Annotated in this window: 5 protein-coding genes; 3 read left to right on the plus strand and 2 right to left on the minus strand. The window is 55.0% G+C overall.

Going from position 1 to position 8,397, the window contains the following annotated elements:
- Positions 1 to 101 precede the first annotated feature (101 nt).
- Positions 102 to 488: an NADH:ubiquinone oxidoreductase subunit NDUFA12 gene (locus V6575_RS18195; RefSeq protein ID WP_340276347.1), complete on the minus strand. Its 387-nt coding sequence runs from the start codon at positions 486 to 488 to the stop codon at positions 102 to 104.
- Between the two features lie 222 nt (positions 489 to 710).
- The gene (locus tag V6575_RS18200) at positions 711 to 1,418 is read right to left on the minus strand and encodes a response regulator (protein WP_340276349.1); all 708 of its coding nucleotides are present in this window, start codon (positions 1,416 to 1,418) and stop codon (positions 711 to 713) included.
- Positions 1,419 to 2,065: 647 nt separating this feature from the next.
- On the opposite strand from V6575_RS18200, the gene V6575_RS18205 reads away from it, so the two are divergent.
- The 3 genes from V6575_RS18205 (at position 2,066) to V6575_RS18215 (ending at position 8,301) form a co-directional block, all read left to right on the plus strand.
- Positions 2,066 to 5,737, plus strand: a complete 3,672-nt coding sequence (locus tag V6575_RS18205) for a vitamin B12-dependent ribonucleotide reductase (RefSeq protein ID WP_340276352.1) — start codon at positions 2,066 to 2,068, stop codon at positions 5,735 to 5,737.
- Between the two features lie 462 nt (positions 5,738 to 6,199).
- Positions 6,200 to 8,017, plus strand: a complete 1,818-nt coding sequence (locus tag V6575_RS18210) for an SIR2 family protein (RefSeq protein ID WP_340276353.1) — start codon at positions 6,200 to 6,202, stop codon at positions 8,015 to 8,017.
- Positions 8,017 to 8,301 carry a hypothetical protein gene (locus V6575_RS18215; protein WP_340276354.1) on the plus strand — a complete coding sequence of 95 codons (285 nt, stop codon included), beginning with the start codon at positions 8,017 to 8,019 and terminating at the stop codon, positions 8,299 to 8,301. The genes V6575_RS18210 and V6575_RS18215 overlap by 1 nt, the downstream gene beginning before the upstream one ends.
- The last annotated feature ends 96 nt before the right edge of the window (positions 8,302 to 8,397 follow it).

Consider the following 8,397-nt stretch of genomic DNA (forward strand, 5'->3'; position numbering starts at 1 on the left):
CTGAGCCAAGGCTTTTAGCAACGTGCTCAAGATCTCTCAAGATGCAAAAATAAAAAAGGCCCGTAAAACGGGCCTTTAAATCATTTTATTAAAGTAAAATATTACTTCCCAGGCGACCAGGCCTGATAGTCACCACTCACCTCGGGGCGTTTTTCCGGGGTCAGGATCGAACCATCCGGACGGTATGCCAGTGAGGTTCCCGTGTGGTTGGCTTCATGTGGCTTCTGCCAGCCCTTGGCATAATAGGTTTCATCTACCGGCGCCGTATCAACGCGGTGATGCATCCAGCCGTGCCAGCCAGAAGGGATCTTCGAGGCATCGGAAACGCCATTGTAGATCACCCAGCGCTTTTTGCCTGCGCGTTCACGATAGTACTTGTTGCCAAATTCATCTTCGCCGACAAATTCGCCCTTACGCCAAGTGAAAAAACGGGTCCCCATGGTCCGACCGTTCCACCAGGTAAAGATTTCCAGCAGGAAATTTTTCATCGCCCTGACGCGTCCTTGTGATTTTCTGCGCGCTCGGCGCAAAAGGCATTGAGAGCCCGGAGCCCTGAAAGGGAAGTTTCAGAAGCGGCAGGCCAATTTGCGCGACTATGCCTCCAAGGAGGCTTTCTGTCCAGCCCGCCTGTTTACCCGTTGCACAACAGAATATCAGGACAAGAAACCTCAGAAAGTCCATAAGATCGCAAGAACGCCAATTATGCCTCGTTATCGAACAGCTGCATATCTCGAAGATCGGCCTGACGGACGAGAACTTGAATTGGCTGGCTTGATTTTGTGTTTCGGTATCGAAACTTGAGCAAATTCACCTGTGTCTGCATCTTCAAGAGGTACACCGTTGAACTCTTTGTCGACTGCGCACTGCACCTTCGCAATGCGCCGGATCGCTTGCTCGTGATAAGTTCTGGCATTTTCAAGGTTTTGAAGTTTCTCAGCCTGTTCATCCATGGATTCCCGAATGCCAAGAATGTTGTAAAACCCGCTGTTCTCGAGAACCATTGGTCGATCATCATTCATCAGCCATTGCAGGCGCTTGAGCAACATTGACGGAGCAACCGGCTTGACCAGGAGATGATGAGCGCCTGCGCGCAGAGCCTTGTCGACAAGGGGCCGCGTTCCATGCGCGGTTATAAAGAGTACCGGGACATAGCAAAGCGGCTCCATATGACGATGGCGGATCATGCGCAACAATTGATAGCCAGAAGTTGGAGCCATACGCCAATCGGTCAAAATGACGTTGGGCGGCTCGGCCAACATGGATTGAAGCGCCTCATCAACCGAATCAAACACACGAACCCTTGCAACCTTGAAGCTGAGCAAAATCGAACGAATAATTGTCTGCATGGGTTTGCTGTCCTCAACAATGACAGCGTCGAGATCCTCCAGCCCACGGCCATATGCTGCGTGATATTTCATGATCCTTGGACACCCCTGCTAAATCCCTAGCCTTAGGATGACCGCTTGCGTTTAAATCGCACTGAAGTCGATGTCCGGAATTTTCTTAAAATTTTCATAGAATCAGTGACTATTTGGATTGAGATCCAATTTGTGTCCCCAATACCCCACACAAGACTTTTTAGCGGCTTTAGCGGCCCTCCCCGCTATCCACAGACCGACACAATATTTAGCGCTTGCCTACTATTTAAACACTACAACTTGTCACTCGCTCCTTGACGTTAACAAGTCATTTACATTATTTTCGGATCATATTGGTGCGTATCTGGGATCAGCATGTCATGTGGTTCCAAATTTCCCAGTTTCCGGTACTTGCGTAACCTTCTGAAGCGGCCACTTCGGTCATTCGGAGCGATTAATTTTGCGCGTCTGGAGTATGGATGAATTTCCAGACAAACCTGTTGATGATGACTATATTTAGTAGACTAACTCAGGGAAAGCACTAAATAAGGTATTAATATCGAAATTCAGGCAATCCAATACGACGACACTGAATTACCAAACTGAATGGATAATAGCGTTCGGGTAGTGAAGTCCCAGCGCAAGATGATGCGGACGAACGATACAGGACCAACAGGCCTGGTCTTGACGATACAAGGGGACATAGAATGCGGATAGAGCGGCGCTACACCAAAGAGGGACAATCACCCTACGCCGAAGTTGAATTTCGAAATGCGACCAGCGAGATCCGCAACCCGGATGGCTCCATTGTATTCCGGCTCGCCGACATTCAGGTCCCTGCCCAGTTTTCCCAGGTTGCGTCCGACATTCTGGCGCAGAAATATTTCCGCAAGGCAGGTGTGCCTGCCAAGTTGAAGGCCGTCGAGGAGAACGCGGTTCCATCGTGGCTGTGGCGTCATGAAGCCGACGAAAAGGCTCTGTCCAAAGTTCCAGAAGCTGACCGCTACACATCCGAAATGGACGGTCGCCAGGTGTTTGACCGCCTCGCCGGAACATGGACATATTGGGGCTGGAAGGGCGGCTACTTCGACGGTGAAGCCGACGCGCAAGCATTCTACGACGAACTCCGCTTCATGCTTGCGACCCAGAAAGTTGCACCGAACTCCCCACAGTGGTTCAACACTGGTCTGCATTGGGCCTATGGTATTGATGGCCCGAGTCAGGGCCACTTCTATGTTGATTTCCAGACTGGCGAACTAACAAAATCCGCTACCGCCTATGAACATCCGCAGCCCCATGCCTGCTTCATTCAGTCCGTTGGTGATGATCTCGTCAATGAAGGCGGCATCATGGACCTTTGGGTCCGCGAAGCCCGTCTGTTCAAATATGGTTCCGGAACCGGCTCCAACTTCTCTCGCGTCCGTGGTGCTGGCGAAAAGCTGTCCGGCGGCGGCAAATCATCTGGCCTGATGAGCTTCCTGAAGATCGGCGACAGGGCAGCTGGCGCGATCAAATCCGGCGGCACCACCCGCCGCGCAGCCAAGATGGTCGTGGTTGATGTTGATCATCCCGACATCGAGGAATACATCAACTGGAAGGTCAAGGAAGAACAGAAAGTGGCGGCCCTCGTCACCGGCTCCAAGATCTGCCAGAAGCACCTTGGCGCTGTCATGAAGGCCTGCGTCAACTGTGAGGCTGACAACGGCGACTGTTTCGATCCGTCCAAAAACCCGGCCTTGAAGCGCGAAATCCGCGCCGCCAAGAAAATGATGGTGCCGGACAATTATATCCAGCGCGTCATTCAATTCGCCCGCCAGGGTTTCACCAAAATCGAGTTCCCGGTTTACAATACCGATTGGGATTCAGAAGCTTATCTGACGGTTTCCGGCCAGAACTCCAACAACTCCGTGCGCGTGACCGACGGCTTTCTGTCCGCGGTTGTCGAAGACAGCACATGGGATCTTGTTGGCCGCCGCACGGACGAAGTGGCCAAGACCCTGAAAGCCCGCGAGCTTTGGGAACAGATCGGCTATGCTGCCTGGGCCTCCGCCGATCCTGGAATTCAGTATCACACCACCATCAATGACTGGCACACCTGCCCGGCCTCTGGTGAAATCCGCGCGTCCAACCCGTGTTCGGAATATATGTTCCTGGACGATACCGCCTGTAACCTCGCATCCCTTAACCTGATGCAGTTCCGCCACGAAGATCGCTCGGTCGATGTCGAGAACTACGAGCACGCAGTCCGTCTTTGGACCATCGTTCTGGAAGTTTCCGTTTTGATGGCACAGTTCCCGTCCAAGGAAATTGCCGAACGATCCTACCAGTACCGCACACTCGGCCTTGGCTATGCCAACATCGGTGGCCTGCTGATGACTTCCGGCATTCCCTATGACAGTGACGAAGGTCGTGCCATCTGTGGCGCGCTCAGCGCGATCATGACCGGTGTGTCTTATGCAACATCGGCTGAAATGGCTGGTGAGCTGGGCCCATTCCCAGGTTACAAAGACAATGCCGATCACATGCTACGTGTCATGCGCAACCACCGCCGCGCAGCTTACGGCAAAGACACGGGCTATGAGGGCCTGAACACAGCGCCCGTTGCGCTGGATCATGCCTCCTGCCCGGACAAGGAACTGATCAAGCGCGCCAAACTCGCTTGGGACAAGGCTTTGAAGCTTGGCGAGAAGAATGGCTACCGCAACGCCCAATCCACCGTGATTGCCCCAACAGGCACCATTGGCCTGGTGATGGATTGCGACACCACTGGCATCGAACCGGATTTTGCCCTGGTGAAGTTCAAGAAACTGGCCGGTGGCGGCTACTTCAAGATCATCAACCGGGCTGTGCCTGAAGCCCTTCGCAAGCTCGGCTACACCGAAAGCGAACTGGCCGAGATCGAAGCCTATGCAGTGGGCCACGGCTCCATTGATCAAGCTCCGGCAATCAACACGTCTGCGCTGAAAGCCAAGGGCTTCAGTGACGAGAGCCTGGCAAAGCTCAAGGACGGTATGGCCTCGGCCTTTGACATCAAGTTCGTCTTCAACCGCTGGACACTCGGCGATGAGCAGATGACGGCGCTGGGCGTTTCCGCCGAGCAGATGGAAGATCACGAGTTCGAACTTCTGCCGTTCCTCGGCTTCAAGAAGGCCGACATTGAGGCAGCAAACACCCATGTTTGCGGCGCGATGACCCTGGAAGGTGCGCCTTTCCTCAAGGAAGAACATTACCCAATCTTCGATTGCGCCAATCCATGCGGCCGGATCGGCAAGCGGTATCTGTCCGTGGAAAGCCACATCCGCATGATGGCAGCTGCTCAACCGTTTATCTCCGGCGCGATTTCCAAGACCATCAACATGCCCAATGATGCAACCGTCGAAGATTGCACCGAAGCCTACATGTTGTCCTGGAAGCTTGCCCTGAAGGCCAATGCACTCTACCGCGATGGTTCCAAGCTGTCGCAACCGCTCAACTCCCAGCTTCTGGCTGATGAGGACGACGAAGATGACGCAATGGACAGCCTCGCTGCCAAGCCAATTGCAGCGCGCGCCGAAGTTGTCGCAGAACGCATTGTCGAGCGCATCGTCGAGCGGATTGTCCGCGAGCAGGAAAAACTGCCGACACGGCGCAAGGGCTACACCCAGAAAGCCAAGATCGGTGGTCACACCATCTTCCTGCGCACAGGTGAATATGATGATGGCCGTCTTGGCGAGATCTTCCTCGACATGAACAAGGAAGGCTCAGCCCTTCGCGCCTTCATCAACAACTTCGCCATCTCCGTGTCGCTCGGTCTTCAATATGGTGTGCCGCTCGAAGAATATGTCGACGCGTTCACCTTCACCAAGTTCGAGCCAGCTGGCATGGTTCAGGGCAATGATGCCATCAAGAATGCTACGTCGATCCTCGACTATGTGTTCCGTGAGCTGGCCGTCTCTTACCTTGGCCGCCATGACCTGGCTCATGTGGCCCCGCCCACATTCGGCAATGGGTCGGGCACCGACGATGAACGCAATAAAGAGCATCAAGGTGTTGTCTCTCATGGTCTTATTCGCGGCCAGACCGAACATTTCCGCCTGATCTCCGGCACGGAACCGGCTGGATCCATGACACAGGCGGTTGCCGCTGAACTGGCCTCCTCCCCTGTGGCCCAGACATCAGCTGTGGCAACGGCTTTTGCCCGCGGCTCCGAAGCAGCCGTCTCTGTCGAGATCAGCCCGGCTCCAGCTCCTGCCAAAGCAACAGCTGCTCAGCAGATCGCCCAGGCGCGGATGAAGGGATATGAAGGCGAAAGCTGCGCCGAATGCGGCAACTTCACCATGGTCCGCAACGGCACCTGCCTTAAATGCGACACCTGCGGCAGCACAAGCGGCTGTAGCTGATACGAAAAAAGCTGTTGTGGTGAGAGGACCAAAGTTTTGTTCATAGTACCCAATGTTTTGTACCAACCCGAGGAAAATCCTTGGGTTGGTGCGGAATGGAAGATGGGTGAAATGGGAAAACTGCGGTACCACGCGACGCTGGCTAAGGGGACAACCTGATGCTTGTCCCGAGTCGCATAGGATGGCCAATTTAGGTCAATAAGCGGCTCAAACGGTCCTGAAACACGGAACCCGCCCATCGGAGACGATCGGGCGGGTTTTCTTTATCCAATGAATTCGACCGGTTCCGATGTCCGCTCCGAAGATGGTTCCTGTGTGAAACGGCCAGATTGACTTTACAGAGCTTTGCAACCCCCAATACTATTCTTTTCCTGCGTCGGTTGAAGGAACATTATCATCAACCCAGTCCCGACAATAACCGCCTCTCAATTCGCAACCGCCTTCGATCTTAGGCCAAACCTTGTGGCATGGTTCCTTGGAGCGGGTGCATCGGCGGCCTCTGGCATTCCAACCGGCTATGCTATGATCCGGGATTTCAAGGCACAGATCTTTTGCCGCGAGACGAACCTGTCGAAGCGGGAGATCGATACGGCCGATCCTATCTGGATCGACAGGATTGACAGTTTCTTCCGACAAACGTCACTCCTGCCTCCTGAAGGGGATCCCACGGAATATGCTGCGGCCTTCGAAGCGGTATACCCGCAGCCCCGGCATCGACGGCAATATATAGCCGACGCGATCTCCAAGGGTACGCCCTGTTTCGGGCACAAGGTGCTGGGAAGCTTGATGGCGGCCGGCAAGGTAGATTGCGTTTTCACGACGAACTTCGATCCGCTGATTGAAGAGGCAGCACTTTCCGCAAACGCAATCCTGCCTGTCGTCGATCAGAAACGTCCGACAGTGGCAGCGATCGACTCCGCCGATCGGGCAATGCGCTGCCTCAATGAATCGGACTGGCCGATGATCGCCAAGCTTCACGGCGATTATCAGTCGATCTCGATCAAGAATACGGGATCGGAGCTGGAGGAGCAGGACATCCGAATGCGCCATGTCTTGGTGGAAGCCGGCAAGCGTTTCGGAATGGTCTTTGTCGGCTATAGCGGTCGCGACGCCTCGATCATGGAAGCGTTGACCGCTGTCCTCGATGCACCTTCGCCTTTCCCTAATGGACTTTACTGGCTTACCTCGTCGGCCTCCCGCTTGCTGCCCTCTGTATCCGAATTCCTGAAACGGGCCCAGCTCGCCGGCGTTGACGTGGCTGTCGTTGAATGTGCAACATTCGACGAGCTGAGCGCCGACATCACCAAAACGAACGACCTGCCCCAACCGCTCTATGATCAGGTGATGGCCGGGCGCCCTGCACCACGCTTGGTACCGGTCCAGCTACCTACTGCCGAGGCTCGCGCGTTCCCTATCCTGCGCTATTCCTCTCTTCAGATCGAAGTAATTCCAGGCGCTGCCCGGCGGATAAAACTCGCGCAGAGCACAACCTCTCCCGTTGTACGGGAGCTATTGAAGGAGAAAGGAGTCAAGGCGACAGCCGCGGTGCTTGGACGGGAGATCGCCGTGTTTGGCAGGGATCGGGAGATTGTCGATGCGCTTGCACCGTTCGGTGCGACACCCAATGGTGAGATCGAACTGAATCCGGCCAAAGACGGTTGGGCAAAGGGTCTTATCTATGACGCGTTGGTCAGAGGCCTCGCGCGGCGACTTCCGCTCATTCCGCGCTTTAAACGCGCTGGACATTCTGTAGTCATTGCCTCGCCGCGTGATGGGGATGATGCGGAAAGGTCACGCAGGGACGTGCAGGTGCTTTCAAAACTGAGGAGTGCTTACAATAGCGACCTTTCCGGCACCGTGCCCGGCCTCGGGCTTCCCTTTCAGGAAGGACTGCTCCTAAAGCTTGACCTGATTGACGGACGGTGGTGGTGCGGTTTCGAACCCTACACCTTTGTGCATATCCCACGTCCAGAAGTCACAAAGGATAGCGACCCGGAGCATACGAGAGGCGCCAACGGGGATCCGATGGCTGCTCGTTCCTACCGAGCTGGCGATCCGGCTGGCGACTGGCGCCGAGAACGTTGGGCCCAACGTTACAATCGAAACTGGGCCAGAATCATCGCGGCCTGGGCACACCTTCTAACCGACACCGAGGGCGGGACAATGCGGGCATTTGGACTAAAAGAAGGCACCGGAATTGATGCTGTATTTAAAGTCTCCCCGGTCACCGGCTGGAGCCGCCCAGGCCATCATCATGTCTATTTCGACAGGACCACGTAATGAACAGTCCGGCACTTTTGACAAAACTTCCTCCGTTCACACTGCTGGACGAACCGGACCTGTCCTTCTCGCCCGTCGACGCGACGCAAGTCGACATCCATCCGCTTCGGGGGCTTGCGAATTTCGGCCCCTATTCGAAAGGGTCGTTCGGCGGCTATACCTCGCGCATTAGGATCGCAACCGTAGGCCCGGGAAGCGCCTTCAAACGGCGCGGTGAGTTGATGCTGTCTCTGCGCAGTGCGCACCGCCCTTCTGATCAGCCCCACTTGAGTGGTCCACTTTGAAAGTTAGTGCATGATTGGCCTTTGGTCCATCGGGATGATGGCCTCTGGCGCAGGTGGGCGGTAGCCCAATGCACTATGGGGTCGCTTGGTGTTGTA

This window comes from Roseibium algae, from assembly GCF_037783265.1.
In the GTDB taxonomy this organism is placed as follows: domain Bacteria; phylum Pseudomonadota; class Alphaproteobacteria; order Rhizobiales; family Stappiaceae; genus Roseibium; species Roseibium algae.